This window comes from Segniliparus sp. (genome assembly GCF_051660745.1).
Classification (GTDB): Bacteria; Actinomycetota; Actinomycetes; order Mycobacteriales; family Mycobacteriaceae; genus Segniliparus.
The window spans coordinates 351,254-377,292 of the sequence record NZ_JBOFQF010000028.1; the positions used below are offsets into that span (position 1 = coordinate 351,254).

Annotated in this window: 26 protein-coding genes; 14 read left to right on the top strand and 12 right to left on the bottom strand. The window is 69.5% G+C overall.

The annotated features are described in order from the left end of the window. Positions 1 to 2 precede the first annotated feature (2 nt). Complete coding sequence (locus tag ACRC20_RS09175) at positions 3 to 377, bottom strand: DUF1844 domain-containing protein (RefSeq protein ID WP_438686051.1); 375 nt, start codon at positions 375 to 377, stop codon at positions 3 to 5. 225 nt (positions 378 to 602) lie between these two features. Here ACRC20_RS09175 and infC point away from each other — a divergent pair, with 225 nt between their 5' ends. From infC to pheT, 6 genes are all read left to right on the top strand, one after another. Beyond that, entirely contained in the window at positions 603 to 1,277 is a 675-nt protein-coding gene (infC, locus tag ACRC20_RS09180) for a translation initiation factor IF-3 (protein WP_438686203.1), read from the top strand. Positions 1,278 to 1,311: 34 nt separating this feature from the next. Next, complete coding sequence (rpmI, locus tag ACRC20_RS09185) at positions 1,312 to 1,506, top strand: 50S ribosomal protein L35 (RefSeq protein WP_438686052.1); 195 nt, start codon at positions 1,312 to 1,314, stop codon at positions 1,504 to 1,506. A gap of 61 nt (positions 1,507 to 1,567) precedes the next feature. Continuing rightward, complete coding sequence (gene rplT / locus ACRC20_RS09190) at positions 1,568 to 1,951, top strand: 50S ribosomal protein L20 (protein WP_438686053.1); 384 nt, start codon at positions 1,568 to 1,570, stop codon at positions 1,949 to 1,951. A 56-nt stretch (positions 1,952 to 2,007) separates the two neighbouring features. Next, complete coding sequence (locus ACRC20_RS09195) at positions 2,008 to 2,790, top strand: TrmH family RNA methyltransferase (protein WP_438686204.1); 783 nt, start codon at positions 2,008 to 2,010, stop codon at positions 2,788 to 2,790. A 94-nt stretch (positions 2,791 to 2,884) separates the two neighbouring features. Then, the gene (gene pheS, locus ACRC20_RS09200; protein WP_438686054.1) at positions 2,885 to 3,925 is read left to right on the top strand and encodes a phenylalanine--tRNA ligase subunit alpha; all 1,041 of its coding nucleotides are present in this window, start codon (positions 2,885 to 2,887) and stop codon (positions 3,923 to 3,925) included. A gap of 4 nt (positions 3,926 to 3,929) precedes the next feature. Beyond that, positions 3,930 to 6,446, top strand: a complete 2,517-nt coding sequence (gene pheT, locus ACRC20_RS09205) for a phenylalanine--tRNA ligase subunit beta (RefSeq protein ID WP_438686055.1) — start codon at positions 3,930 to 3,932, stop codon at positions 6,444 to 6,446. A 162-nt stretch (positions 6,447 to 6,608) separates the two neighbouring features. On the opposite strand, the gene ACRC20_RS09210 is transcribed toward pheT, so the two are convergent. Next, entirely contained in the window at positions 6,609 to 6,851 is a 243-nt protein-coding gene (locus tag ACRC20_RS09210) for a hypothetical protein (RefSeq protein WP_438686056.1), read from the bottom strand. Positions 6,852 to 6,889: 38 nt separating this feature from the next. Further along, positions 6,890 to 7,891, bottom strand: a complete 1,002-nt coding sequence (locus ACRC20_RS09215) for an NADP-dependent oxidoreductase (protein WP_438686057.1) — start codon at positions 7,889 to 7,891, stop codon at positions 6,890 to 6,892. 55 nt (positions 7,892 to 7,946) lie between these two features. Here ACRC20_RS09215 and ACRC20_RS09220 point away from each other — a divergent pair, with 55 nt between their 5' ends. The 4 genes from ACRC20_RS09220 (at position 7,947) to ACRC20_RS09235 (ending at position 12,143) form a co-directional block, all read left to right on the top strand. Continuing rightward, positions 7,947 to 8,699 carry a phosphoglyceromutase gene (locus ACRC20_RS09220; RefSeq protein WP_438686058.1) on the top strand — a complete coding sequence of 251 codons (753 nt, stop codon included), beginning with the start codon at positions 7,947 to 7,949 and terminating at the stop codon, positions 8,697 to 8,699. A 64-nt stretch (positions 8,700 to 8,763) separates the two neighbouring features. After that, positions 8,764 to 9,141 (top strand): DUF427 domain-containing protein, encoded by a 378-nt coding sequence (locus ACRC20_RS09225; protein ID WP_438686059.1) that lies wholly within the window; start codon positions 8,764 to 8,766, stop codon positions 9,139 to 9,141. Positions 9,142 to 9,343: 202 nt separating this feature from the next. After that, positions 9,344 to 10,279, top strand: coding sequence for a family 2A encapsulin nanocompartment shell protein (locus ACRC20_RS09230; protein WP_438686060.1), 936 nt, complete (start codon positions 9,344 to 9,346; stop codon positions 10,277 to 10,279). Next, complete coding sequence (locus ACRC20_RS09235; protein ID WP_438686061.1) at positions 10,203 to 12,143, top strand: family 2A encapsulin nanocompartment cargo protein cysteine desulfurase; 1,941 nt, start codon at positions 10,203 to 10,205, stop codon at positions 12,141 to 12,143. The genes ACRC20_RS09230 and ACRC20_RS09235 overlap by 77 nt, the downstream gene beginning before the upstream one ends. Positions 12,144 to 12,283: 140 nt before the next feature. Here the strand turns inward: ACRC20_RS09235 and ACRC20_RS09240 are convergent, their stop codons facing one another. Then, on the bottom strand, positions 12,284 to 13,123 hold the full coding sequence (locus ACRC20_RS09240; RefSeq protein WP_438686062.1) for an alpha/beta hydrolase: 840 nt from the start codon (positions 13,121 to 13,123) through the stop codon (positions 12,284 to 12,286). A gap of 41 nt (positions 13,124 to 13,164) precedes the next feature. Between ACRC20_RS09240 and ACRC20_RS09245 the strand changes: the two genes are divergently transcribed. Then, positions 13,165 to 14,289, top strand: coding sequence for a glycerophosphodiester phosphodiesterase family protein (locus ACRC20_RS09245; RefSeq protein WP_438686063.1), 1,125 nt, complete (start codon positions 13,165 to 13,167; stop codon positions 14,287 to 14,289). Positions 14,290 to 14,341: 52 nt separating this feature from the next. On the opposite strand, the gene ACRC20_RS09250 is transcribed toward ACRC20_RS09245, so the two are convergent. The 7 genes from ACRC20_RS09250 to ACRC20_RS09280 form a co-directional block, all read right to left on the bottom strand. Beyond that, complete coding sequence (locus tag ACRC20_RS09250) at positions 14,342 to 15,478, bottom strand: hypothetical protein (protein ID WP_438686064.1); 1,137 nt, start codon at positions 15,476 to 15,478, stop codon at positions 14,342 to 14,344. After that, the gene (locus ACRC20_RS09255; RefSeq protein WP_438686065.1) at positions 15,475 to 17,655 is read right to left on the bottom strand and encodes a malate synthase G; all 2,181 of its coding nucleotides are present in this window, start codon (positions 17,653 to 17,655) and stop codon (positions 15,475 to 15,477) included. Before ACRC20_RS09255 ends, ACRC20_RS09250 begins: the two co-directional genes overlap by 4 nt. A gap of 37 nt (positions 17,656 to 17,692) precedes the next feature. Next, the gene (locus ACRC20_RS09260) at positions 17,693 to 18,847 is read right to left on the bottom strand and encodes a hemolysin family protein (protein ID WP_438686066.1); all 1,155 of its coding nucleotides are present in this window, start codon (positions 18,845 to 18,847) and stop codon (positions 17,693 to 17,695) included. A gap of 100 nt (positions 18,848 to 18,947) precedes the next feature. After that, positions 18,948 to 20,339, bottom strand: a complete 1,392-nt coding sequence (locus ACRC20_RS09265; RefSeq protein ID WP_438686067.1) for a hemolysin family protein — start codon at positions 20,337 to 20,339, stop codon at positions 18,948 to 18,950. A gap of 241 nt (positions 20,340 to 20,580) precedes the next feature. Next, positions 20,581 to 22,020, bottom strand: coding sequence for an NADP-dependent phosphogluconate dehydrogenase (gndA, locus tag ACRC20_RS09270; RefSeq protein ID WP_438686068.1), 1,440 nt, complete (start codon positions 22,018 to 22,020; stop codon positions 20,581 to 20,583). A 94-nt stretch (positions 22,021 to 22,114) separates the two neighbouring features. Continuing rightward, the gene (locus ACRC20_RS09275; RefSeq protein WP_438686069.1) at positions 22,115 to 23,050 is read right to left on the bottom strand and encodes a M56 family metallopeptidase; all 936 of its coding nucleotides are present in this window, start codon (positions 23,048 to 23,050) and stop codon (positions 22,115 to 22,117) included. Continuing rightward, the gene (locus tag ACRC20_RS09280) at positions 23,047 to 23,448 is read right to left on the bottom strand and encodes a BlaI/MecI/CopY family transcriptional regulator (RefSeq protein ID WP_438686205.1); all 402 of its coding nucleotides are present in this window, start codon (positions 23,446 to 23,448) and stop codon (positions 23,047 to 23,049) included. The genes ACRC20_RS09275 and ACRC20_RS09280 overlap by 4 nt, the downstream gene beginning before the upstream one ends. A 195-nt stretch (positions 23,449 to 23,643) precedes the next feature. Here ACRC20_RS09280 and ACRC20_RS09285 point away from each other — a divergent pair, with 195 nt between their 5' ends. Both ACRC20_RS09285 and ACRC20_RS09290 read left to right on the top strand, forming a co-directional pair. Then, a complete protein-coding gene (locus tag ACRC20_RS09285) occupies positions 23,644 to 24,078 on the top strand; it encodes a PaaI family thioesterase (protein WP_438686070.1) in 435 nt (144 codons plus the stop codon). Further along, positions 24,078 to 24,380 (top strand): urease subunit gamma, encoded by a 303-nt coding sequence (locus ACRC20_RS09290; RefSeq protein WP_438686071.1) that lies wholly within the window; start codon positions 24,078 to 24,080, stop codon positions 24,378 to 24,380. Before ACRC20_RS09285 ends, ACRC20_RS09290 begins: the two co-directional genes overlap by 1 nt. Here ACRC20_RS09290 and ACRC20_RS09295 read toward each other — a convergent pair. Then, a complete protein-coding gene (locus ACRC20_RS09295) occupies positions 24,365 to 24,979 on the bottom strand; it encodes a GNAT family N-acetyltransferase (RefSeq protein WP_438686072.1) in 615 nt (204 codons plus the stop codon). The two genes, ACRC20_RS09290 and ACRC20_RS09295, sit on opposite strands and share 16 nt — an antisense overlap. Before the next feature lie 123 nt (positions 24,980 to 25,102). Between ACRC20_RS09295 and ACRC20_RS09300 the strand changes: the two genes are divergently transcribed. After that, a complete protein-coding gene (locus ACRC20_RS09300) occupies positions 25,103 to 26,029 on the top strand; it encodes an MBL fold metallo-hydrolase (RefSeq protein WP_438686073.1) in 927 nt (308 codons plus the stop codon). Positions 26,030 to 26,039 lie beyond the last annotated feature (10 nt).

The window sequence follows — 26,039 nt, forward strand, 5'->3', positions numbered from 1 at the left end:
GGCTAGACGAGCTTTTCTCCCGGGCCCTCGCCAGGCGCGTCGGGGAAGACGCTCGCTTCGCGGAACGCCTCCTGCAGCCCGCGCAGCCCGTCTCGGATAGGCTTGCCGTGCAGCCCGAGGTCGGGCGTGGCGGCTTGCACGAGCCCGGCGAGGGCGGTGATGAGCTTGCGCGCCTCGTCGAGGTCGACGTTCTCGCTGGAGGCGGGGTCGGGATCGGCGAGGCCGAGCTTTTCCGCCGCCGCGCTCATCAGCAGGATGATCGCATTGCTGATCACCTCTGCGGCGGGAATGCCTGCGAGTTCGCGGACGACCCGCTCGGGAGCTTCGCCGATGTCTGCTGGTGCCGTGTCGTTGCCTGCTGGCGTCTGGGGGCTCATATCTGTTAGACTCTCACACCGAGACCTGCCCCGGAGCTTTCGGGGCGAGCAAGAGGAGCCCGCTCCCACCGCATGGACATCATCTGACGACAGCTCGCCTGTCCAGTCCACAGCGGTCCGTCTGATAGTCCCACCGGGCTAGACATCGCGTCTTTTCCGTGGGCTTTCTCGGTGTGGGACCCCCGTGCTCAGGTCACGACTTTGTCCGCAGCCAGAGGAGGCCCCATCAGTACAGAGACCCGCATCAACGACCGCATCCGCGTTCCCGAGGTCCGTCTTGTCGGACCCGCAGGCGAGCAGGTGGGGATCGTTCGCGTGGAGGAAGCTCTGCGGCTTGCGATCGAGGCCGACCTCGACCTTGTGGAAGTGGCTCCCGACGCCCGTCCGCCGGTTTGCAAGATCATGGACTACGGGAAGTTCCGCTACGAGGCCGCGCAGAAGGCCCGCGAGTCGCGCAAGCACCAGCAGAACACTGTCATCAAAGAGCAGAAGCTGCGGCCGAAGATCGACGACCACGACTACGAGACCAAGAAGGGCCACGTCGTCCGGTTCTTGGAGGCCGGGGCCAAGGTCAAGGTGACGATCATGTTCCGAGGGCGCGAGCAGTCCCGGCCCGAGCTCGGGCACCGTCTGCTGCAGCGGCTCGGCGCGGACGTCAGCGAGCACGGGTTCGTCGAGACCATTCCCCGGCTGGACGGCCGGAACATGACGATGATCCTCGCCCCGCACAGAGGGGCGAAGACCCGCGCGAAGGCAGCGCAGGACGCAGTGGCTCCGGCTCGGGGCGCGAGCTCCCCGGCGCAGGCGGCTCCCGCGCAGGACAACGTGGAGGCTGCTCCTTCGGAGATCGCCCCCGCAGAGACTTCCCCGGCCCCCGAGAACAACTCGACGGCCGAGTAATCACAGACGACCAACAGCACAACAAGGAGAGAACATGCCGAAGAACAAGACGCACACGGGAGCCGCAAAGCGGTTCAAGGCGACCGGCGCGGGCAAGCTGATGCGCCAGAAGGCGGGCAAGCGCCACAACCTCGAGGTGAAGCCCACGAACGTGACCCGCCGCCTCGACGGCAAGGCCGAGGTGAGCCGCAACGACGTCAAGCGCGTCAAGCGTCTGCTCGGACTCTGAGCCCTCGCCGGGCACACAAACTTTTCGACCCCCGTCAACTTCTCAAGAATAGGAACGACTCATGGCACGTGTGAAACGCGCAGTCAACGCGCACAAGAAGCGGCGCACCATCCTCGAAGCCTCGAAGGGCTACCGGGGCCAGCGCTCCAGGATGTACCGCAAGGCGAAGGAGCAGCAGCTGCGCTCCCTCGTCTACGCCTTCCGCGACCGGCGTGCCCGCAAGGGCGAGTTCCGCCAGCTGTGGATCACCCGCATCAACGCGGCGGCGCGGGCGAACGGCCTCACCTACAACCGTTTCATCCAGGGCCTCGCGCTCGCCGAGATCGAGGTGGACCGCAAGGTTCTCGCCGAGCTCGCGGTGCACGAGCCTGAGACCTTCGCCCAGCTCGTCGAGGTGGCCAAGGAAGCTGTGGCCGACCACCTGGTCTCGGCCAAGGCGTCCTGACCCTGACAGAAGATTTCGGCGATCGCGGCCTCCTCACTGCCCAATCCAGGCGTGTGATGGAGGCCGCGAAGCTTTTATCCCCTGTTGGGCGGCGCAAGGCGGGGGAGTTCCTCGCCGAGGGGCCGAACAATGTGCGCGCCGCGCTCGCCACGGGCAAAGCGGTGGAGCTCTTCGCGAGCGAGGCGGCGGCCCGCGAGCACGGCGAGATCGTCGCCGCCGCGCACGAAGCCGGGATTCCGACGAGGCTCGTGGACGAACGCGCCGCGCGCAAGCTCACCGACGCGGTGACGCCCGTCGGCCTTGTCGTCCGCTGCCCGCTGCTCGACCGGTCGTTGGCCGATGTCGTCGACAGCCTGGGGCAGGCTCCACTGGTCGTCGCGCTGGTCGAGCCGAGGGATCCGGGCAATCTCGGCACGGTGCTGCGCGCGGCGCACGCCTTCGGGGCAGGCGCGTTCCTCGTGCTCGGCGACGGGGTCGACCCGCACAATCCCAAGGCGGCCCGGTCGAGCGCGGGCAGTCTTTTCTCCGTTCCGCTGGTCCGGGAGCGCGACGTGCCGTCGGCGTTGGCCGCGTTGCGCGCCGCCGGGCTGCGCCTGCTCGCGACCACGGCGGACGGGGAGCTCCAGCTCGACCAGGCGGGCTCTGTGCTCGCGGGCCCCTGCGCGTGGCTGCTCGGGAACGAGGCGCACGGGCTGCCGGAAGCTGTCGCGCGCGAGGCGGACTGCCGGATCGCCGTGCCGATGCGCCCGGCCGCAGGACTTGAGCCGCCGGAGAGCTTGAACCTCGCGGTCGCGGCGGGAGTCTGCCTCTACGAGACCGCGCGCGCCAGGGTCCGGTAGAGTCGCAGCAGACGGTCATTTCGCCATATGGCGAATTCCATATGGAATCCATGCGGATGACGAGCGCGCTGAAAAAGCTGAAAAAGGAGAGCACGTGAGCGACGAGTTGGGGGCGGCGGTAGCCGCTGCCAAAACGGCTTTCGCGAAAGCCGAGGACTTGCCCGCGCTGGCTGTGGCGAAGGCGGAGCACCTGGGGGAGCGCAGCACCGTCGCGCTGGCCCGCAGGTCTCTCGGCGAGCTGCCCGGCCCGGAGCGGGCCGAGGCGGGCAAGGCGGTGAACGCCGTCCAAGGCGAGATCAAGGCCGCGCTCGAGGCGCGCCAGGTCGAGCTGGAGGCGGAGCGCGAGCGCCGCGTCCTCGCCGAGCAGGCCATCGACGTCACGCTGCCCGCGAGCCGGATCACGCCCGGCGGCAGGCATCCGATCGACCTGCTCGTCGACCGGGCCTGCGACGTGTTCGTCGGCCTTGGCTGGGAAGTCGCGGAAGGCCCGGAGCTCGAAGCAGAGCACTACAACTTCGACGCGCTCAACTTCCCGTCCGAGCATCCCACCCGGACTCCGCAGGACACGTTCTACGCGCAGGGCCCCGACGGCGGGCACTCCGGGCTGGTGCTGCGCACGCACACTTCGCCGGTGCAGGTGCGCGAGATGCTCTCCCGCCAGGTGCCGATCTATGTGATCGCCCCTGGCCGGGTGTACCGGAACGACGCGATCGACTCGACGCACGCCCCGGTCTTCCACCAGATCGAAGGCCTCGCGGTGGACAAGGGCCTGACCATGGCGCATCTGCGCGGCACGTTGGACGCGTTCGCGCAGGCGATGTTCGGCGACCGGGTGCGCTCGCGCTTCCGCCCGCACCACTTCCCGTTCACCGAGCCATCCGCCGAGTACGACATCTGGTTCGAGCGCAAGAAGGGCGGGCCCGGCTGGATCGAGTGGGGCGGCTGCGGCATGGTGCACCCGAATGTGCTGCGGGCTGGCGGGATCGACCCCGAGGTGTACACCGGGTTCGCCTTCGGCATGGGCCTCGACCGCACGCTCATGCTCCGCGAGGGACTGTCCGACCTGCGCGACGTCTGGGAGGGCGACGTGCGGTTCACCGCCGCGTTCGTCGGCCGTTCCGAGGGAGAGGAGTAGTCGTATGAAAACGCCGTACTCGTGGCTCGTCAAAGCGCTGGCCGAAGACAACCCTGGGTTCAAGACGAGCCCGCACCAGCTCTCCGAGGCGCTCGTTCGCCTCGGCTTCGAGGTCGAGGACCTGAGCGAGCCGAAGCTCGTCGGCCCGATCGTGGTCGGGCGGGTGCTCGAGATCGAAGAGCTGGCCGAGTTCAAGAAGCCGATCCGGTTCTGCCAGGTCGAGGTCGGCGAAGACGGGCCACGCGGGATCGTCTGCGGGGCGACGAACTTCGCGCCGGGCGACCTCGTCGTCGCAGCCCTGCCGGGCGCGGTGCTCCCCGGCGATTTCGCCATCGCCTCGCGCAAGACGTACGGGCGTGTCTCGGACGGGATGATCTGCTCGGTCGCCGAGCTCGGCTTCGGCGGCGACCACTCGGGCATTCTGGTGCTGCCGGAGGGGACCGCCGAGCCGGGAACGGACGCGATCTCGGCGCTCGGCCTCGCCGACCCGGTCTTCGACCTCGACATCACCCCCGACCGGGGCTACGCGCTCTCGGTCAGGGGACTCGCCCGGGAGCTCGCGATCGGGCTCGGGATCGCGCACACCGACCTCGCGCAGCGCGTCGTCCAGCCCGCCGCCATCCCGCCTGCGGGCAGTGCCGACGCCTCTGCGACTGCGGGCGGGGCATGGCCGATCGTCGTGCAGCCCGCCACGCCGCTCGCGGGCTACAGCGTCCTCGAACTGCGCGGCGTCGACCCCTCGGCCCCGTCCCCGTGGTGGATCAAGTCGCTCTTGGCGAAGGCCGGGATCCGTTCGATCAGCCTCGTCGTGGACGTCACGAACCTCGTGATGGTCGAACTGGGCCAACCGCTGCACGCGTTCGACGCCGACAAGCTCGTCGGCGCGGTCCAGGTGCGCGAGGCGAGGCCGGGCGAGACGATCACGACGCTCGACGGCGCGCAGCGCGCTCTGGACGAGAAAGACGTGGTCATCGCGGACGACACCGGCCCGGTGGCGCTCGCGGGCGTGATGGGCGGCGAGAGCTCCGAGGTCGGCCCCTCGACGACTCGCGTCCTCCTCGAGGCGGCGAGCTTCGACCCGAGCCGCACCACACACACCTCGCGGCGGCTGGGCTTGGTGAGCGAGGCTTCGCGGCGGTTCGAGCGGGGCGTGGACCCGTTGGTGGCTCCGGTGGCCCTCGCCCGGGCCGCGCAGCTGATCGTCGAGCTCGCGGGCGGCGAGGTCGCGGCGCAGCGCAGCGAGGTGCTGCGCAAGACCGAGCAGCGGCCGATCATCATCCCGGTGGACTTGCCAGACCGCACGGCGGGCATGGCGTACCCTCCGGGGACGACTCCGCGCCGCCTTGTGCAGCTCGGCTGCACGGTGTGGGGGGAGCGCGAGCTGGTGGTCTTCCCGCCGAGCTGGCGCTCGGACCTCAGGCAGAAGGCGGATCTGGTCGAAGAGGTGCTCCGTCTGGAGGGCGTCGACCGCATCCCCTCGATCCTGCCGAAGGCGACTGCGGGCAAGGGGCTTTTGCCGTCGCAGTGGCTGCGGCGCAAAGTCGGCTCGGCCCTCGCCGAGGAGGGGTTCCTCCAGGTGCCGGTGAGCCCGTTCTTCTCCAGCTCGGTCTTCGACGACTGGAACCTGCCCGCGAACGCGGGACGCCGGCGCACCGTGCGCCTCGCGAACCCGCAGGACTCTGCGAAGCCGGAGCTCGCGACCACGCTGATGCCGGGCTTGCTGGACGTGATGTCCCGAAACCTCTCGCGAGGGATGACGGACCTCGCCGTGTTCGCCATCGCCCAGGTGGTGGGCACGGCGCTCAAACCTGCGACGATCCCGTCGATCCGGTCCGACCGGCCGCCGTCGGTCGCGGAGCTGCGGGCGCTGTCCGAACGAGTCCCGGTGCAGCCGGTCCACCTCGCGGTGGCGCTGTGCGGCGACCGCATCCCGGCAGGCCCCTGGGGCAAAGGCCGGGCCGTGGAGCCCGCGGACATCTTCATGGTGGCCGACGTGCTCGCGCGCGCGGCAAAGGTGAAATTGACCCGCAAGACCGCGCACCATGTGCCCTGGCATCCGGGCCGGTGCGCGTACCTGCAGGCCGGGCCGTGGACGGTGGGCATCGCGGGCGAGCTGCACCCTGCGGTGCTGGAGCGCGCGGGCCTGCCGCCGGGGACGTGCGTCCTCGAGCTGAATCTGAGCGCGTTGGGGTCCGAGGGCTTCGAGGAGCACCGCAAGCCGATTCCGCCGATCTCCACCTATCCGCCGGTGCGCCAGGACATCGCGGTGACCGTCGCCAAGAGCGTGCCCGCGGCGAGCGTGGAGCGCGCGGTGCGCGAGGGCGCGGGCGATCTTTTGGAGAGCATCCGCCTCTTCGACGTGTACTCGGGCCCGCAGGTGGGCGAGGGCCGCAAGTCGCTGGCCTACTCGTTGACGTTCCGTGCTGCGGACCGGACGTTGACCGAGGATGAGGCGAGCGCGGCGCGCGGCGCTGCGTTGGCGGAGGCGGCGAAGCGTTGCGGGGCGGAGCTTCGGTCCTAGCGGTGTTTGGCGGGGCATGTGGGCGAGGGCTGGCAGTGTCCTCTGCGCCTACTCGTTGGCGTTCCGTGCTGCGGACCGGACGTTGACCGAGGATGAGGCGAGCGCGGCGCGCGGCGCTGCGTTGGCGGAGGCGGCGAAGCGTTGCGGGGCGGAGCTTCGGGCCTAGCGCGAAGGCTTGTCGTCGTCGGGCTTGAGCCTGTCTTCGGCGGCGAGCCGCCCGTGCCCGGATTCCCAGTCGGGCGGATCCAGGCGGACATACCCGAGGTCTCGCCAGGGGCCTTCGCTCAGACCGGTGAGGGCGGTGCGGATTTTGCGCCGCCACCTCGGCTCTTGCGGCTGGCCTGCCGCGACTGTCTTCTGCTCGTGTAGACGCTTGCGCCGTGACTCCCATGTGCCGTCTGACATGACCAAAGAATACCATGGAGTACTCTAGATCGGACGGGTTACGGAATGAGGACGACTTTCCCCCGCGCGTGCCCGGTCTGCAGATAGCGGTGCGCGGCGGCGGCTTCGCGCAGCGGGAACGTCCGGTCCACGACGACTTCGAGGTCGCCCTGCCCGGCGAGGCGCAGGAGCTCGGCCCGGGCGTTGTCGCGGAACTCCTGGCCGGGGCGGACATGCGGGCTCATGCCGTGCCCGCCAGAACCTGGGCCGTGGCCGCCGATGGCGCCGAGCCCCTCTGCGGCGGCGCGGGCGAACGCGGCGATGGTGACGAACCTGTTTTTGTCGACGCCGTTGGCGGCGAGCAGCGCCAACGAGACGTCGACCGCCTCGTCGGTGCCCACGCAGTCGAACGCGGCAGTGATCGGGCCCAATGCCTCGACCCGCTCGTGAAGGCCGGGGCCGTATTCGACCGGCACGGCGCCGTACGCGCGGAGCTGGTCGTGGCGAGCGGGGCTCGCTGTGGCGATCACCCGCACGCCGCGCTGTCGGGCGAGCTGCGCCGCGAGGAGGCCGACGGCCCCCGCGCCGCCGTGCACGAGGAGCGTGTCGGCGCTGTGCCCCTCTCCGGCTCCGTGCAGCCCGATCACGTCGAACGCGTGCAGCGCGGTCGACCCGGCCAGCAGGAGCCCGGAGGCCTGCTCGAAGCTCAGCGAGGCGGGTTTGTGCAGCACGTCCTTCGCCGGAACCAGCAGCTGCTCGGCGTACCCGCCGAACACGCGGAACGCCACCACCTCGTCCCCGGGCCGCAGCGTCCCGGTCGGGCCCTTGGCATCCGGACCGGCTTCGGACACGACGCCCGCGATCTCGAACCCGATCCGAAGCGGCAATGTCGAGGGGTCGAAGCCGCGTTGGCCGCTGTACCGCTTCCAGTCCGCCGGATTCGCGCCTGCCGCGCGGACGTCGACCACGACTTCCCCAGGTCCGGGGTCCGGGACGGGCAAATCTCGCAGTTCGAGCACATCAGGACCGCCGAAGGCTGTTGCGACCACGGAAAGCGCCATAACAAAGCCAACCGCCGTCTCGCCGGGGCTATTCCCCGTATGGGAGAATATCGGCATGAGCACGAGCACCTTGATCCTGCTGCGCCACGGCGAGAGCGAATGGAACGCGAAGAACCTTTTCACCGGCTGGGTGGACGTCGCGCTGTCGGAGAAGGGCGTCGGCGAGGCCAAGCGCTCGGGCAGGCTCATCGCGGAGGCGGGCCTTGAGCCGGACATCGTGCACACCTCGCTCCTTCGCCGCGCCATCACCACCGCGAACTACGCGCTGGACGAGGCGGACCGGCTGTGGATCCCCGTGGTGCGGGACTGGCGGCTCAACGAGCGGCACTACGGCGCCCTTCAGGGCCTCAACAAGGCCGAGATCAGGGACAAATACGGCGACGAGCAGTTCATGCAGTGGCGGCGCAGCTACGACACCCCGCCGCCGCCGATCGAGGCGGGCAGCGAGTTCTCCCAGGACCTCGACCCCCGGTACGGGCCCCAGGACGGCGGCCCGCTGACCGAATGCCTCGCCGACGTGGTGGCTCGGATCGTCCCGTACTTCGAGCACGACATCGCCAACGAGCTGCGCGCGGGGCTGACGGTGCTCGTCGCCGCGCACGGCAACTCGCTGCGGGCTTTGGTCAAGCATCTGGACGGGATCTCCGACGAGGACATCGCCGAGGTCAACATCCCCACCGGCATCCCGCTGCGCTACGACCTCGACAAACATCTGAAGCCGGTCGTCAAGGGCGGCGTGTATCTCGACCCCGATGCGGCCGCCGCAGGCGCGGCGGCGGTGGCCGCGCAGGGCGGACAAGGCCACTAAAGAACCCATTGGAGAGCACGGGCCGCGAGGGAATAGCCCGCGCCCGTGGTGTGTTGTGGGTCATATGCCGTTTGAGCCCCGCACGCCCGGCCCCGACCATCCCATCGTTGTCGAGCCGACCCACGACCATGTGGTGGTGCGGATCGGCGGGGTTGTCGTGGCGGAGAGCTCGCGGCCGGTGGTGCTGTACGAGTCGACCTATCCGGCCGTCTACTACCTGCCTGCCGACGACGTGGACTGGACGGCGCTGCGAAGCAGCGAGACCAGCACGTACTGCCCCTACAAGGGGGAGGCCGCGTACTACGACGCGGTGACCGGGGGCGGCGTGGTCGCCGACGCGGCCTGGAGCTACCCGGAGCCGTATCCGGCGGTCGCCGCCATCGCGGGGCGTCTCGCGTTCTATCAGGATCGGACGCAGATCTTGGTGGCGGCGGGGAGCTGACCTCTCGCTGATTTTTTCTTCTTCCTGCGATTTTGCCCACCTTCGCCGCGCTGCGCGATAAGCGCTCTGCTAGGCTCTTTTCGAGATCGCGCCTTTTGTCAAGAGTAAAATTTCGCGTGATTCTAATAGAACGATTGATCGAATTGGCGAGCTGGAGAAGTTCGCCGGAAAAGCCGCAACGCCCCGAGAACAGGAGCAGGTTATGACGAATCCGACCCCGCGAGCAGTGTCGCTGAGCGATGACGCGGCACGCGTCCTCGCGAACGCGACAAAGACCGTCCCCCAGCAGCCGAGCATCACCCCGAGGTGGCTGGTCCGCCTCCTGTCCTGGACCCCGGTCGAGGCGGGCATCTACCGCGTCAACAAGGTCGCCAACCCGGAGACCGTCAAGGTCTCGTGCGACAACCACGACGAGTCGCCGCTCGCGCACACCTTCGTCGACTACGACACGAACCCGAGGGAGTACCGGCTCAAAGCGGTGCAGACCATCCTCGACGTGCACACCCGGATCTCGGACCTGTATTCCAGCCCGCACGACCAGATCACCCAGCAGCTGCGGCTCACGATCGAGGCGATCAAAGAGCACCAAGAGGGCGAGCTCATCAACAGCCCCCAGTACGGCCTGCTGGCGAACACCGCCCCCGAGCAGAAGATTTCCACGCTCGGCGGCCCGCCCGCCCCGGACGACCTCGACCACCTCATCAGCAAGGTGTGGAAAGAGCCGGGCTTCTTCCTGACGCACCCGCTCGGCGTTGCCGCGTTCGGCAGGGAGTGCACCCGCCGCGGCGTGCCGCCCGCAACGGTGAGCCTCTTCGGATCCCAGTTCCTCACCTGGCGCGGCATCCCGATCATCCCGTCGGACAAGGTCCCGGTGGTTGACGGGAAGACGAAGTTCTTGCTCCTGCGCACCGGCGAGGCGCGCCAAGGCGTCGTCGGGCTCTTCCAGCCGGGCCTCGCGGGCGAGCAGGGCATGGGCCTCTCGGTCCGCTTCATGGGCATCGACCGCAGCGCGATCGCCTCGTACCTGGTGTCCCTGTACTGCTCGCTCGCGGTGCTGACCGATGACGCCCTCGCAGTGCTCGAAGACGTCGATGTGGAGAAGTTCCATGACTACGCCCCCAAGTACCTCAAGCGCTGACGCGGGTCGGGAGTCCGGCAGGATCCGCGACTCCGCTTCCGCTCCGAACGTCTCAAGCGCTGACGCTTGGCTCCCGGACGAGGCGACGTTGAACCGTTTGGCAGCGGAGTTCTTCACGGCCCTCCCCGGGACCAGCCCGGCGACCCCGCCAAGCCCGGCGAGCCCCGGGTCGGCCCCGGGGGCCGTGTCGGTCCCCGGGCCGCTCGACGTCTCCGCGACGCCGGACGTGTCTGCGAAGCCGCCTGCCGTGCCGGGGTTCTCCCCGGCGGGCGTGGGCGGGTTCTCGCCGGACCTGCCCGACTCGGTGCTGAGCGCGTTGGGCCTTGTGCCCACGAGTCCCTCGGCGCCTGCGCCGAGCGTCCCGGCGAACTTCACCCCGCCCGCGCAAAGCCTGCCCGCGTCCTACGGCCCCGTGTCGGTTCCTGCGGCCTCGGTCCCGGAGTTCTACTTCTTGGAGGAGATCTCCCGAGCGCAGCCGCCTGCCGCGGTCGTGCCTCCCTCGGCGCCTGTCGCGCCGAGCTTCGTGGACCTCGCCCCGTACCTGGAGGAGCCCGCCACGGGCTCTGCGGGCGGGGGAGCGGTTCCCGCTGCGGCCGTTCCGGCCTCGGCGGGGGGCCGTCCGGTCTCCGGCGGCGCGCCAGGCCTGGACGTCAGAGGCGTCCGGGCGGATTTCCCGATCCTCTCGGAGCGGATCAACGGCCACCCGCTGATCTGGTTCGACAACGCGGCCACGACCCAGAAGCCGCAGGCGGTGATCGACCGGCTGGCGTACTACTACGCGCACGAGAACTCGAACATCCACCGCAGCGCGCACACGCTCGCGGCCCGGTCGACCGACGCGTACGAGAAGGCGCGGAAGATCGCGGCACGGTTCATCGGAGCGGGCTCGCAGGAGGAGATCGTCTTCGTCCGGGGCACCACCGAGGCGATCAACCTGGTCGCCAACTCGTGGGGCCGGAAGAATCTGCGCGAGGGCGACGAGATCATCGTCTCGAACCTGGAGCACCACGCGAACATCGTCCCGTGGCAGCTCATCGCGCAGCAGACCGGCGCGGTGATCAAGGTGATTCCGGTGGACGAGCGGGGCGACCTCCTGCTCGGCGAGTACCAGAACCTCCTCTCCGAGCGCACGAAGATCGTCTCGGTCACGCATGTGTCCAACGCGCTCGGCACGGTGACCCCGATCGAGGCCATCGTGGACGCCGCCCACCGGGCGGGCGCGAAGGTGCTCATCGACGGCGCTCAGTCGGTCGCCCACGCACCGGTGGACGTCGCCTCGCTCGGCGCCGACTTCTTCGTGTTCTCCGGGCACAAGATCTACGGTCCGACCGGGATCGGCGTGCTGTACGGCAAGCGCGAGGTGTTGGAAGACATGCCGCCCTTCCAAGGGGGCGGCAACATGATCGCCGACGTGACCTTCGAGCGCAGCGTCTTCCAGCCGCCGCCGGGCAGGTTCGAGGCGGGCACTGGGAACATCGCGGACGCGGTGGGCCTCGGCGAGGCGCTGGAGTACGTGGAGCGGATCGGGCTTCCCGCGATCGCGGCGTACGAGCACCACTTGCTGGAGCACGCCACTGCGGAAATGCTGCAGATCCCCGGCCTGCGGATCTTCGGATCCGCTCGGGAGAAGGCGAGCGTCCTCTCGTTCACGCTCGCGGGCTACGAGCCGATCCAGGTCGGCCAGGCCCTCAACGAGCTGGGCATCGCCGTGCGCGCCGGGCACCACTGCGCGCAGCCGATTCTGCGCCGCTTCGGCCAAGAGACGACGGTCCGTGCTTCGCTGGCCTTCTACAACACTATCGACGAGGTGGATTTCTTCGTCGCGGCGTTGCGCAGGCTGGCGGCGGACTCCGGGACTCGGTAGCGGCGAAGAGCCTCCGTGGCGAACGGGGAAGCACTGCTTCGTCGCGGCGTTGCGCAGGCTGGCGGCGGACTCCGGGACTCGGTAGTCGGCTATAGAACCGAAAAGGCCCCGCTCGCGACGCGAGCGGGGCCTTTTCGCTTTCAGGCCGCGAGATGCTTGCCGAGCCAGGCGAGCTCGTCCGGCAAATGCGCGCCCCAGAACGCCCCGTCGTGCCCGCCGGGGGAGAAGCCGCCCTCCGGTTTGGGGTCCAAGCCTGCGATGAACGAGCGGGTTGCCGAGGCGAACGGGTCGGAGTCGCCGATGTCGATCCGCAACGGGATCTGCGACAGCGCTCCGCGCAGCTCGAAGCCGCTGTAGCGTTGATGGTCCTCGGCGGAGTCGAACGCGCCCGGCGCGATGCCAGTGCCGGGAAGCCACAGGGCGGGGCTCGCCGCGCAGATCGCCGCCGTGCGCGCGGGGCCGAGGAGCGCCCCGATCCGCAATGCCCCGAACCCGCCCATGGAGATGCCGTGGAAGGCGACTTTCGAGACGTCCAGGCCGCGCTGGCCCAAGAGCGGGATCAGCTCCTGGAGGACCATCTGGCTCGCGTCCTCGCCGGTGGCCCGGGGATGGAAGTAGGTGCCCTCGCCCATCTTCCCGCCGTCGAAGCCGACCACGGCGAAGGGGCGCGCGCCAGCGGCGATCCCGCCCGCGAAGTCGAAGCCGAAGACTTCGGTGTGGTCGCCGCCGAGCCCGTGCAGATGGATCACCGGGCGCAGCGGGCCGGTCGCGCCTTTCGGACGCAGAATCGCCCACCCGGTCTCTCGCCCATTGCGGAATTTCGAGGCGAAGCTGCCGGTCTCGATGTCTGCGGGGTCGGCGAGGGCGTGGCAGCCGACCCAGCCGAGCGCGCCGACCGCCGCTGCGGCGCTTGCGCCCACGAGGAGGCGACGACGTGAGACCAGCCCCGGCGGCAGGTCGCGGCGAGTGGTGTGCGGCATAGGCTCAAGTTTCTGTGACGGGGTCGAGTACGATGCTGTTGATGGACGATCACAGCGTAATCGGTGGGCAGGCGAACGGCGCGCGCGCGGCAGCGCGCGACCGGCGCCGTGCCCGGTTTTTGCCGCTCCTCGCGTCGGGTTTTCTGCTGGCCGCATGCCAGTCCCCGCTGCCAGAGGTGCACATCGGGAAACACGTCGAGGTGATCGCGCACGAGGGGGGCAGGGGCCTGTACCTCGGGGACTCTGTCGCAGCGTTCCAGAACGCGCTCGAACTGGGGGTGGACGTGCTCGACCTGGACGTCGTCCCAGGGAAGGAGCAGGGGCCTGAAGGGCGGCCGGGGCACCAGCGCCCCGTGCCGCTCGTGTGGGGCGATTTGACGGCGGACTCGTCCAAATGCGACGGCCAGTTCACCGGGCAGCCGCTCAAGGAGCTCACATTCGCCCAGGTCGACACCTTGGTCTGCGACAAGGCCGCATCGCGGTTCCCCGGCCAGAAAACAGAGTCCGGCAACAAGATCGCGGTGCTGTCGCAGGTCTTCAACCTCATCGACCGCAGATCGAAATTCACCTTCGACATCGAGATCCGCACTGTCCCGAACGACGCGTCGTCGTCCACGCCGGAGCAGGCGGCGGGCTCTGTGCTCGCCGAGTCTGTGAAGGACCACCGGGAAGGGCAGGTCCGGATCAAGAGCTTCGACTGGCGCAACCTCGACTTCGTCCGGAAGCAGAATCCGAAAATCAGGCTGATCGCGCTGTACGACGAGAAGACGTTCTTCCCCGGCAGCCCTTGGCTCGGCTCGGTGGATTACGCCGCCGTGGGCGGCGACCCGGTCAAAGCCGCGCAGCAGATCGGCGCGGAAGCCCTTTCGCCTTGCTACACCACGGCGGGCTGCGCCGGATCGACCCCGCCGGGGCCCGGAGCCCCGTTGCTCGACAAGGGCCTGGTCGACCGGGCGCACAAGGCGGGGATCAAGGTCGTCCCGTGGACGGTCAACGACGAGAAGGCGATGGCGGGCCTCATCGACCTCGGAGTCGACGGCATCGTCACCGACTACCCGGACCGCCTGCGCGAAGTGCTCAAGTCGAAGGGCCTCGAAGCCCCCGACCCGTACAAGCCCCCGGTCGCGAAGACTCTGCAGAAAAACCCGCCGGGGCTGGACAACTAAGGCCTTGGCGACGGAGCCCGCCAGCAGCCCGCCTGCGCACTAGCCCAGCAGCTCACTGGCTCACGCGTCTCGCGGCTTCGCCCGCGAGGTGCTTGGCCTGCGCGCAGTCGATCTGTCCGCTGACCACGACGTAGACGGGCTCGGCTTCGTTTGCCGCCGGTTGCGGCGCGCCGGGTGCGGGCGAAGCGGCCGGGTCCTGCCCCGGCTCAGACGCTTTCACATACGCCGTGCAGCGCGGCCCGGTGGGAGCCTTGGGCTTCGCGGCAGGGGTCGCCGGGAGCCGTTTGCCCGGCGCGGCGCCTTTCGGCGGCGGCGGGGCGACAGCGGCGAGCACCTGCGCGAGAGGGGTCGCGGCAGGGTCCGTCCACACCGGGACGTCGCCCTCTTTGCTCGTCTGGAACGGGGCGACCGCCTTCTCCGGCAGCCTGCGGAACTCGGCCCAGAGCGAGCGCTCGTCCGGGACCGACACCAAACCGCAGCGGTAGGCCGTCGTGTCCGCGAAATCCAGCTTCGCCTTTTCCTCGTCGGCGACGACCGCGCAGGGGTCTTGGTCCAGGATTTTCTCCGAGACGGCGCGCAGGGGGATGCTGATCGGCTTCGCTTTCACGATGGCAGTGGTCACCGAGTTGGCGAGGCCGCAGGGGTTGTCGTGCCGGTAGGCGCGCACTTGGATTTTCGCGTCGGGCACGTCCCTCGGCGCTCCGGGGTATTTGGCGAGCCCGGAGTCGAAGAAGAAGGAGCATGTCGCCAGATCGCCCGAACGGCCCTGGTACACGGCTTGCCCGTCCACTTCGAAGTACTCCTCGCCGGGACTGCGGTCGGCGTCGGGGACGAGCCCGACCTCGAACGACTCCCCGGCGCCGTCGTCGGCGAACGAGAGCTTGCACGAGTCGAGCGTGTCGGCGGGAGCCGTTTTGACGAGCGGCGGCGCAGACTTGGCGAGATCGTCCTTCGGGACGAGGCCGCAGGGGTCGGCCCTGCGGATGGCGCGGAGCACGAGGAGCGTCGACTGCGAGGTGCCGTCGAGGTCTCGCGCGTACGCGGGCAGCTCGCCCGCGAAGAAGGCCGAAGGGTCTGCCTTGACCCGGCTCGTCGTCGCGGGACCCGCCGGGTCCGTGCCGCACGCCGCCATGAGCAGGGCGAGGGGGAGGAAGCCCCAGCCGCTGTTCTTGTCGAGGACGTTGATCATGCCTGTGACGCTTGGCGTGCTTTGAACTCTTTGCGCCGCCGGTGCAGGATCGGCTCGGTGTAGCCGCTCGGCTGCTCCCTGCCTTGCAGGATCAGCTCCTTCGCCGCCTGGAAGGCGATGTTCGAGTCGAAGTCGGGGGCCAGCGGCTGGTAGGCCGGATCGCCCGCGTTCTGCTCGTCCACGATCACAGCCGTCCGCTTGAGGCTCTCGACGACCTGCTCCTCGGTGATCACGCCGTGGTGCAGCCAGTTCGCCAGGGTCTGGCTGGAGATCCGCAGCGTCGCCCGGTCCTCCATGAGGCCGATGTCGTGGATGTCGGGAACCTTCGAGCAGCCGACGCCGTGGTCGATCCAGCGCACCACGTAGCCGAGGATGGACTGGCAGTTGTCGTCCAGCTGCTCTTGCAGCGCGGCCGCGCCGAGCTTCGCCGGGTCGCCGAGCGGCGGGGTGAGCAGGTCCTCGATCGGGCCGGGCTCGCGCTTGGCGATCTCGTCCTGGCGGCGGAACACGTCCACCTCGTGGTAGTGCAGCGCGTGCAGCGTCGCGGCCGTGGGGGAGGGCACCCATGCGGTGGTCGCCCCGGCGAGCGGGTGGGCGATCTTCTGCTCGATCATCGCGGCCATGAGGTCCGGCATCGCCCACATGCCCTTGCCGATCTGCGCGTGGTGCGCGAGCCCGGCGTGCAACGAGACGTCGACGTTGTGGTTCTCGTAGGCGTTGTACCAGGTCTGCGCCTTCTGCTGGCCCTTGGGGACGACGGGGCCCGCCTCCATGCTGGTGTGGATCTCGTCGCCGGTGCGGTCGAGGAAGCCGGTGTTCACGAACGCGAGGCGCTCGCGCGCGGCGTAGAGGGCCGCCTTGAGGTTCGCGGAGGTGCGCCGCTCCTCGTCCATGATGCCCACCTTGATGGTGTTCTCCGGCAGGCCGAGCAGGGCCTCGACCTTCTGGAAGGTCTCGACGGCGAAGGCGACTTCGGCGGGGCCGTGCATCTTCGGCTTCACGATGTAGATCGACCCGGCGCGGGAGTTGCGCCACTGGTTGTCGGCCTTGATCCCGTGCAGGGCGACGAGCGAGGTGACCAGCGCGTCGAGCAGGCCTTCGGGGATCTCCCGGCCCTGCGGGTCGAGGACCGCGTCGATGGTCATGAGGTGCCCGACGTTGCGGATGAAGAGCAGCGAGCGGCCAGGAAGGACGACCTGCCCGCCGTTCGCGCCGGTGTAGGCCCGGTCCGGGTTCAGGGAACGGGTGAAGGTCTTCCCGCCCTTGACGACCGCTTCGGTGAGCGTTCCCGTGTTCAGGCCCAGCCAGTTGCGGTAGCCGAGGACCTTGTCCGCCGCGTCAACGGCGGCGACGGAGTCTTCGAGGTCGACGATCGTGGTGATCGCCGACTCGATCAGCACGTCTTTGACGCCTGCGGGATCGGTCTGGCCGACCGGGCTCTGCGGGTCGATCTGGATCTCCGCGTGCAGCCCGTTGTGGACCAGCAGGACGGCGGTCGGCGAGGACGGCTCGCCGACCCAGCCCGCGAGGACCTCCGGGTCGGCCAGGCCTGCCTGGCGGCCGTCGGCGGTGGTCACGAGGAGCTTGCCGCCTGCGATCGTGTACGCGGTGGAGCCGATGTGGCTGCCTTCCTCGAGCGGGGCGATCACGTCGAGGGTCTTGCGGGCGTAGGCGATGACCTTGTCCCCGCGCACCGGGTTGTAGGACTTGCCCTTCTCGGCCCCGTCCTCCTCGCTGATCGCGTCCGTGCCGTACAGCGCGTCGTAGAGGGAGCCCCACCGCGCGTTGGCGGCGTTGAGGGCGTAGCGGGCGTTGAGCAGGGGCACCACGAGCTGCGGCCCGTTCGTGCCGGAGATCTCCACGTCCACGTTCTCCGTGGTGACGGCGAAGTCCTCGGGCTGCTCGCCAAGGTAGCCGGTCTCGCGAAGGAACGCCTGGTACGCGTCGGGCTGGAAGCCGTCGCGCCTGCTCCGGTGCCACTCGTCGATGGCGCTTTGGAGCTCGTCGCGGCGGGCGAGCAGCTCGCGGTTGCGGGGGGCGAGCTCGGCCAAGATCTCGGCGAAGCCGGACCAGAAAGCAGCAGGGTCCACGCCGGTGCCGGGGATCGCCTCGTCCGTCACAAAGTCGTAGAGCTCTTTCGCGACTTGGAACCCGTGGACATTGACCCGTTCAGACATGACGACCTTCCTTATTGGCTACGTGGATAATTCCATGCTAGTCGGACCTGCCGAGCGGATTTTTCGGACCGTCCATCAAACCCCGCACGAGGTCTTCGAGCGAGGCGAGGCCGACGACCGCGCCCTCCTCGCCGACCACGAGGGCCAGCTGGGTCGACTCCGCCATCATCGCGGCGAGCGCGTCGTCGAGGTTGAGGGCGGCGGACACCTGCGGCAAGGGCCGAAGCTGCGGGCCGAGCTCGTCCGCGCCCCGAGCGTCGCTGGTCATGAGCGCTAACGCGTCTTTCAGGTGCACGTAGCCGAGGAAGCCGCCCGAGCCCGCCCCGCCGGGCCTCGTCGCCGGACTCTGCCGGATCGTTCCCGGCTCCGCCGTGACGGGCGGTCGGCTTTGCTGGTCGGGGGCGGGGTGGCGGACCGGGAAACGGGAGAACCCCGTTCGCGCGACAGCCGCTTCGATCTGCGCCGCAGTGGGGCCTGCCACACTGCCGTTCGCGGCGAGACGGGCGGGCAGGCTCACAACCTGTTCGAGCGGGATCGCCACTTCGGCGAGCGCGCGGTCGCCGATGGACAACAGCCGGGTGAGCCTGCGGTGCTCCTCCTCGTCCAGGAGGCCCACTTTGCGCGACTCGCTGATCATCGCCCCGAGCTCGGCCACGGAGACAGCGCTGTCGAACTCCTCTTTCGGCTCGACGCCGAGGAGGCGCACGATCGCCGATGCGGTCTTCTGGAACGCCCAGGTCACCGGCGCGGTGATCCGGACCCACGCGACCAGCAGGCCGGAGAGGAGCATCGCGGCCCGCTCCGGTCCGGAGAGCGCGAGGTTCTTCGGCACCATCTCGCCGAACAGCACGTGGACCGACGCGACCAGCGCGAGGGAGAGGACGAGCGCGACCGGGTGGGCGAGGACGGCTGGCGCGTGCGCGAGCTCGGCGACCTTGCCGAGCGCCGCCGCGAACATGGGCTCCGCGATCCACCCGAGGGCGAGGGACGCGAGGGTGACGCCGAGCTGCGCCCCGGTGATGAGCGCGGGCAGCCTGCCGCCGATCGCGATCACCTCTTGCGCAGCTCGGCTGCCTTGGTCGGCGAGGGTCTGCAGCCGGTCTTTGCGCGCGGAGATCAACGCGAATTCCGCGGCAACGAACAGGCCGTTGACAGCGATGAGGGCGACGAACCCGATGATTCCCCAGATCATGCGTGCCTGCCTTGCGCGCGGAGGTCAACGCGGCGGTGCTCCACTGCAACGAGCAGGCCGTTGACAGCGATGAGGGCGACGAACCCGATGATTCCCCAGATCATGCGTGCCCGTTCCCCGTCTGGCGCTCGCCGAGCCAGAGCCGGTCGATGCGTCTGCCGTCCATCTCCAGCACCCGGACCCACCACGAGGAGGGCACTAGGAGGGTCTCGTCCTCGTCGTCGGCGTGGATCTGCGGGAGCTGCAGCTCGTCGCCGACCTCGGGGATGCGTCCGAGCACGTGCAGCACGAGGCCCGCGACGGTTTCGAAATCCCCGTTCGGGCTGCGGTAGCCGGTCGCCTCGTCGAGCTCGTCGGTGCGCAGCAGTCCCGAGCAGACCCAGCCCGCCAATTCGTCCTGCGGGTCGACCGGCTGGATCGCGAGCTCCTCCCCGTCGTCGTGCTCGTCGGTGACCTCCCCGACGATCTCTTCCACGAGGTCTTCGAGCGTGACGATGCCCGCGGTGCCGCCGTATTCGTCCACGACCCACACGACCTGCATTTTCTCCCGGCGCAGTTGCGTCATGAGCGCGTCGCCGTCCAATGTCGCGGGCACGGAGGAGACTGGGCGCGCGAGCGTCCCCAGCAGGCTGTGCCCGCGCTGCGCCCTCGGCACCTCGACGGCTTGGCGCACGTGGACGAAGCCGAGGGCCTCGTCGAGGTCGGAGACTTGTTCGCTGCTGCCCGCCGGGAGGACGGGGAAGCGCGAGTGCCCCGTCTCGGCCGAGATGCGCAGCAGCTCGTCCACGGTGTTGTCGGCCAACAGCGCGACGATGCGCGATCGCGGGGTCATGACTTCTTCCGCCCGGCGTTCTCCGAACCGCAAAGACCGGTCGATGAGCTGCGCCTCTTCTTTCTCCAAGGCGCCGTGCACGGCGGAATTGCGCACGAGGACGACGAGCTCGCTCGGGGACCGGGCGGAGCGGAGCTCTTCGGCGGGCTCGACGCCGAAGCCGCGCACCACCGCGTTCGCCGCGCGGTTCAGGCCCCGGATCACCGGCGCGAAGAACGCGGAGAACCGGACTTGGAACGGCGCGGTCGTGCGCCCGAGGGTCAGCGGCTTGGCGATGGCCAGGTATTTCGGGACGAGTTCGCCGAGCACCATCGACAGGCAGGTCGCCACGACGAGCGCGGCGGCCGACTCGACGGCGTGGACGGCGGGCTCGGGGACGAGGAACGCGATCGAGGGCCGCAGCACGTCGGCGAGCACGGGCTCGGCGAGATAGCCGGTGGCGAGCGTGGTGAGGGTGATGCCGAGCTGGGCCCCGGAGAGCTGGAACGACAGGTGGCGGTGCGCCCGCACGAGGGCTTTCGCCCGGCGGTCGTTCCTCAGCCGGTAATCGGTCTCGACCCTGCCCCGCTCCAACGTGGTGAGCGAGTACTCGGCGGCGACGAACACCGCTGTCCCAGCCGTGAGGGCCAGGAAACCGAGGATGCTCAGGACTTGTACCAAAATATGCGGCATAGTTATGTCGCAACAGGCGCGCGGTCGGCGCCTAGCGCGAGGGTGTCACCCCCGCGCCGGTACTTCCAGGGTCGTCGCTCACATCGTGGATATTAGCAGAACGTCAAGATCGCTCTTTGACGATTAGCCTTTGACTTCGGAGCCGTCGCCGGACCACAGGGTGTGCCATTTGCCCTCGTCGTCGGTGCGGGCGCGTGGGCACTGTCGAGCCGAAGTGGTCGAGCTGCTCTTAGCCTTTGACTTCGGAGCCGTCGCCGGACCACAGGGTGTGCCATTTGCCCTCGTCGTCGGTGCGGGCGTAGGTATGCGAGCCGAAATAGTCGCGCAGCCCCTGGATGAGCGACGCGGGCAGGCGCTCGGCGCGCAGTCCGTCGTAGTAGGCGAGGGTGCTGGCGAATGCAGGGGCGGGGATGCCGAGTCCGACGGCGGTCGCCACCACTTTGCGCCACGAGCCGAGCGCGTGGGCCACCGCGTCGGTGAAGTACGGGGCGAGCAGGAGGCTGGGCAGCTCCGGATCCGCGTCGTAGGCTTCTTTGATCTTGTTGAGGAAGCTGGCCCGGATGATGCAGCCGCCGCGCCAGATCGTGGCGAGGTCGCCGGGCTTCACGCCCCAGTTGTTCTCATCGCTGCCCGCTTTGATCTGGTCGAAGCCCTGGGCGTACGAGACGATCTTCGAGGCGAAGAGCGCCTGGCGCACGTCCTCGACGAACCCGTCGAGGTTCGGCTTCTCGGCGAGCGGGCCGGAGGCCAGGCCCACTGCGGCTTTGCGCTGCGCGCGGGAGCCGGAGAGCGCGCGGGCGAAGACCGCTTCGGCGATGCCGGTGACCGGGACGCCGAGGTCGAGCGCCGATTTGACGGTCCACCGGCCGGTGCCCTTCTGCTCGGCCTCGTCCACGATCACGTCTACCAGCGGTTTGCCGGTGCGCGGGTCCTTGTGGCTGAGCACCTCGGCGGTGATCTCGATCAAGTAGCTTTCGAGCTCAGTGGTGTTCCACTCGCGGAAGATGTCGGCGATCTCGCCCGCAGGCAGGCCGAGCACGTCCTTGAGCAGCTGGTACGCCTCGGCGATGAGCTGCATGTCGGAGTACTCGATGCCGTTGTGCACCATCTTGACGAAGTGTCCTGCGCCGTCCGGGCCGATGTGGGTGCAGCAGGGGACGCCGTCGACGTGCGCGGAGATGGACTCCAGCAGCGGGCCGAGGGATTTGTAGGACTCGGCGGGGCCGCCGGGCATGATCGACGGGCCTTCGAGCGCGCCGACCTCGCCGCCGGAGACACCCATGCCGACGAAGTGCAGCCCGCGCTCGCGCAGCGAGGCCTCGCGGCGGATGGTGTCGGTGAACAGCGAGTTCCCGCCGTCGATGATGATGTCGCCCTGTTCCATCTCGGCGGCCAGCTGCTCGATCACGGCGTCGGTGGCAGCGCCTGCCTGGACCATGATGAGGGCGCGGCGCGGACGCTCGAGCGCGTCCAAGAACTCGCGGATGGTCTCGGTGCGCACGAATTCGCCTTCCGAGCCGTGGGCTTCGAGGAGGGCGTCGGTGCGTCCGGCGCTGCGGTTGTGCAGCGCGACAGTGTGGCCATGGCGGGCGAGATTGCGCGCGAGGTTGGCGCCCATGACGCCGAGGCCGGTGACTCCGATTTGTGCTGTGCCGGTGGGAATGCTCACCCTTACACCCTAGCGTGTAAGACGCGGATCGTCCTTGTGAGGGCGAGCAATCTGGTTGTCCCCGCTTGTCTCTCGTCCCGCACGGGGACGACGGCTAGCGGAGAAGCCGGGAGAGCTCTTCGAGCCATGGCACGGCGAGGGCGATAGTCGGGAAGACCAAGACCACGGAGGCTGCGAGATAGGCCGGGACGGAGATCCATGGCGACGGCTCCGGGGCGCAGAGCCGGTGGACTCTGTCCAAGGTGAACTCGCCGCCTGCGGCGATAGCCCCCGCCGGGGCCGCGGTGTCGGCGAGCGCGATGAGGGCGCGGGCGACCGGGGCCGCGCCGACGACCGAGCGCGCGTGGTCGTCGGCCAGCATCTCCACGAGCATGCGGACGCTGGTGAGCGCGGCGGCGGATCGGACGAAACGGGGGAATGCCTCGTAGATCGCGGTGAACGCCTCCAGGATGAGGTCGTGGCGGGCCCGGAGATGCGCCCGCTCGTGGCTGATCACCGCTTCGAGCTCGCTCGGCGCGAGCGAGTCGACGGTCCCATGGCTGAGCACCAGCCGATGCCGAAGGCCCGGCAGGCAGTATGCGAACCGCTCCTCGGCGGCGAGCAGGCGAAGGTCGTCCTCGGCGTGCTCGGGGATCCGCCGGTCGCTGGTGAGGAGGTCCACGAGCATGCGGTGCCGGGCCCGGCGGGCGCGCAGCGAGACCGCGAGGCGGACGGCGGAGTAGCTCAGCCGGGCCCCGACCAGGAGCGTCAAGGCGAAGACGGAGACGCAGAACACCCACATCGGCCAGCCCAGCGTGGCGATCTGGGCATGGACGTCTTGTGTCGGGCGGCCGTCGGGGCCGGGCAGGAGCACCCGGCTCGCGATGGCGAGCCCGCAGCTGAAGGCGGAGAACACGGCGGCGATGGCGACGGCCTGCCACAGCACGAGCGCGGCGCGCGGCGCGCGCTGCGGCCACCGCGAGGCTGCCAGCCACGCCGGGATCGGCCCTGCGAGGAGGAGGGCGAGGGTCCCGAAGGCGACGGGTGTCACCCTTCGTCCGCCCCGTTCGGGGCCACGGGGTCGGGCTCTTGCTGCAGACGCAGCGCCTCGCGCATGGCGCGCGCCTCGCCGGGGCTCACTTGGCCGATGAACCGGACGAGGGCGGCGGCGCGGACGCTGGAGTCCGGCGCCTGGCCCAACGCGTCGACCAAGAGGGCGGCCACCAGGTCCTCGCGGGGCTGGGCGGGGGAGTAGCGGTGCGCGCGGTCTTCGCGGCGCTGGATGACGAGGCGTTTGCGGGCGAGGCGCTGGAGCACGGTCATCACCGTGGTGTAGGCGAGGTCGCGGTCCGCCGCGAGCTCCTCGTGCACTTGGCGCACGGTGAGCGGCGCGGGGGAAGCCCAGAGGCGTTCCATCACCGCGCGTTCCAATTCGCCAAGGCCGTGCATCATTGCAGTATATCCTACCCCCTTGACAAGAAAGGTTAGCCTTACCTATAGTGGAACTCGCCGGACGGAGCCGAGGGCTGCGGCGAAGTCCGGATCGAAGTCGGTGTCCCGCCACGCTGGTGGTGGGCGGGACACCGACTTTTTTCTTCCCCGGCCCCGCCGCTCCCGCGCGGGCGCGCGGCTACGATGGTCCGCATGGCAGACCTCGACCCAGACCTGTTGGAAGCGCTCCAGATGGACGATCCCACGGGGTTCAACAAGTTCCTCGGGCTGCGCTACGGAGAAATCAGCGGCGCCTCGGTGGCCGCCGAGCTCGCCGTGACCGAAGACCACCTCCAGCCCCACGGCATTGTGCACGGCGGCATCTACGCCTCGGTGGTGGAGACGCTGCCGAGCGTTGGCGGGACCGTGTGGCTCGGCGGCAAGGGGTACTGCGTCGGGGTCCACAACGCCACCGACTTCTTCCGCCCGACCCGCGCGGGGGCGACGCTGCGCGCGAAGGCGGTCCCGGTGCACCAGGGCAAGAGCCAGCAGCTGTGGCGCGTTGAGATCGTGAACGACGAGGGCAAGCTCGCGGCGGCAGGGGAGCTGCGAGTGCACAACATCTACTTCGGCGAGGGCGGGAGCTGATGCTGCTCACCCCGCACGAGCAAGAGCGCCTGCTCCTCTCCTACGCCGCAGAGCTGGCCAGGCGGCGCAAGGCGCGCGGCCTCAAGCTCAACCACCCCGAGGCGGTGGCGATCATTTCGGACCATGTCCTGGAGGGGGCGCGGGACGGGCGAACGGTCGCCGAGCTGATGGACTCCGGGCGGGGCGTGCTCGCGCGCGAGGACGTCATGGAAGGCATTCCGGAGATGCTGCACGACGTGCAGATCGAGGCGACGTTCCCGGACGGGACCAAGCTTGTGACGGTGCATCACCCGATCGGGTGACGCTCGCGATCCGCCGCCCTGGCCAGCGCGTACAGCGCCATGCGCCGATTGGCCATCTGATGCTCGCCGAGGAACGCGCAGCCCGCGTGTTCGAGCACCCGCCGGGCCCCCGCGTTGCGGTGGTCGGGGTCGAACATGACGCGCTCGCAGCGCGGATCGAGTTCGAGGAGGCTCGCGACGAGGCGGGGGAGCAGGCTCGTCATGAGCCCCTTGCCCGTCATGGCGGGGTCGGCGATCGCGACATGCATCCCCAAGTCGAAGGGGCCTGCCTCGTACCGGTCGCCGATCGAGTCTTGCGCGGCGCGGTAGATCTCGAGGTACATGCAGGGCTTGCCGTCGGACTCGACGATGCAGGGCAGCGAGTACGAGCCGTCGGCCTGCGCTTTGAGCTGCTCGCGCCACCGTTCGTCGGGCCAGTCCTGCTCCCAGCCCCGCACGAGCTCGGGCTGGCGCATCCATGCGGCGACGAGCGGCGCGTCCGTGTCGGGGTCTGCTGGGCGCACGCGGAAGGGGGCTTCGAGCTTCGGCGCGGGCGGCGCGGGCACCCATGCGGGGCCGGGCGCGATATGGCGCGGCAGGCCGGGGCGAGGTCGTGTCATTCGGGCCTTTCTGCGTCTCTCCGGGTCTGCGTCTCTCCGGGTAAGAATATAAGGCTAGGCTATCCTCGTTTGTGGGGGCGCGGCGGTCGGAATAAACGTCGGGCAGGGCGAGTTGCAGCCGTCGTGCACGAGTCCCACACGACTTTCCAGATCGGCCAGATCAAGATCACCCAGCTCGTCGAGCTCTATCCGTGGGAGTTCCCCGCTCGGGGCTGGTTCCCCGAGCTGACCCCGGAGCAAGCGGCAGTGGCGGCCGAGCACTACCCCGCGGCGGTCGTCGACGACACGACGTGGGTCGTGGCGCTGCGCAATTACGTGGTCGAGCTCGGCGGCAAGGTGATCGTCGTGGACACCTGCGCGGGCAACCACAAAACCCGGCCGAACATGTCCGAGCTGCACCAGCTCGGCACGGACTACCTCGAACGCTTCGTGCGGGCGGGCTTCGACCCCGAGCGGGTCGACATCGTGGTCAACACGCATCTGCATCCGGACCACTGCGGCTGGAACACCCGGCTGGCAGACGGGGCGTGGCTGCCGAGCTTCCCGAACGCGGTCCATCTCTTCGACCGGGCGGAGCTGGAGTTCGCGAGGACGGTCGGGCCGAGCGGTCTGCTCGGGGCGCTCTCCGAGGACGTCGGCAACATGTACGAGGACTCCGTCCTGCCGATCCTCGAACAAGCTGAGCACGAGCTCATCGAGGCGGGGGAGGAGATCCTGTCGTTCGGCGCCGCCAGAGTCGCGACGCTCGCGACTCCGGGGCACACGCCAGGGCATCTGGCGGTGGAGGCCCGCGACGGCGGGGACGGCGTGATCCTCTCCGGGGACGTGCTCCACCACCCGGTCCAGGCGCGCTATCCGGATCTGCGGTTCGTGGGGGACGCGGACCCCGAGCAGGCCGTCCGGACGCGGCGGGAGCTGTTGGCGCGTTGCGCGGACGAGGGGCTGCGCCTGCTCACCGCGCATGTGGCGACTCGGCCCGGCTCTGCGCTGCAAGCCCCGCTCGGCGTGGTCCGCGATGAGGCGGACGGCGGCTTCGACTGGGTTGTGTGAGCGCCGGGCC

Coding starts and splice junctions, on each gene's coding strand:
- ACRC20_RS09250 (WP_438686064.1), bottom strand. CDS start 15,478: ATGATCAACGTCCTCGACAAGAACAGCGGCTGGGGCTTCCTCCCCCTC.
- pheT (WP_438686055.1), top strand. CDS start 3,930: ATGAAAACGCCGTACTCGTGGCTCGTCAAAGCGCTGGCCGAAGACAAC.
- ACRC20_RS09260 (WP_438686066.1), bottom strand. CDS start 18,847: ATGATCTGGGGAATCATCGGGTTCGTCGCCCTCATCGCTGTCAACGGC.
- ACRC20_RS09255 (WP_438686065.1), bottom strand. CDS start 17,655: ATGTCTGAACGGGTCAATGTCCACGGGTTCCAAGTCGCGAAAGAGCTC.
- ACRC20_RS09285 (WP_438686070.1), top strand. CDS start 23,644: ATGGCAGACCTCGACCCAGACCTGTTGGAAGCGCTCCAGATGGACGAT.
- ACRC20_RS09195 (WP_438686204.1), top strand. CDS start 2,008: ATGGAGGCCGCGAAGCTTTTATCCCCTGTTGGGCGGCGCAAGGCGGGG.
- ACRC20_RS09235 (WP_438686061.1), top strand. CDS start 10,203: ATGACGCCCTCGCAGTGCTCGAAGACGTCGATGTGGAGAAGTTCCATG.
- ACRC20_RS09215 (WP_438686057.1), bottom strand. CDS start 7,891: ATGGCGCTTTCCGTGGTCGCAACAGCCTTCGGCGGTCCTGATGTGCTC.
- ACRC20_RS09240 (WP_438686062.1), bottom strand. CDS start 13,123: ATGCCGCACACCACTCGCCGCGACCTGCCGCCGGGGCTGGTCTCACGT.
- ACRC20_RS09210 (WP_438686056.1), bottom strand. CDS start 6,851: ATGTCAGACGGCACATGGGAGTCACGGCGCAAGCGTCTACACGAGCAG.
- ACRC20_RS09280 (WP_438686205.1), bottom strand. CDS start 23,448: ATGCACGGCCTTGGCGAATTGGAACGCGCGGTGATGGAACGCCTCTGG.
- ACRC20_RS09230 (WP_438686060.1), top strand. CDS start 9,344: ATGACGAATCCGACCCCGCGAGCAGTGTCGCTGAGCGATGACGCGGCA.
- rplT (WP_438686053.1), top strand. CDS start 1,568: ATGGCACGTGTGAAACGCGCAGTCAACGCGCACAAGAAGCGGCGCACC.
- ACRC20_RS09175 (WP_438686051.1), bottom strand. CDS start 377: ATGAGCCCCCAGACGCCAGCAGGCAACGACACGGCACCAGCAGACATC.
- ACRC20_RS09245 (WP_438686063.1), top strand. CDS start 13,165: ATGGACGATCACAGCGTAATCGGTGGGCAGGCGAACGGCGCGCGCGCG.
- ACRC20_RS09290 (WP_438686071.1), top strand. CDS start 24,078: ATGCTGCTCACCCCGCACGAGCAAGAGCGCCTGCTCCTCTCCTACGCC.
- ACRC20_RS09225 (WP_438686059.1), top strand. CDS start 8,764: ATGCCGTTTGAGCCCCGCACGCCCGGCCCCGACCATCCCATCGTTGTC.
- rpmI (WP_438686052.1), top strand. CDS start 1,312: ATGCCGAAGAACAAGACGCACACGGGAGCCGCAAAGCGGTTCAAGGCG.
- ACRC20_RS09220 (WP_438686058.1), top strand. CDS start 7,947: ATGAGCACGAGCACCTTGATCCTGCTGCGCCACGGCGAGAGCGAATGG.
- ACRC20_RS09295 (WP_438686072.1), bottom strand. CDS start 24,979: ATGACACGACCTCGCCCCGGCCTGCCGCGCCATATCGCGCCCGGCCCC.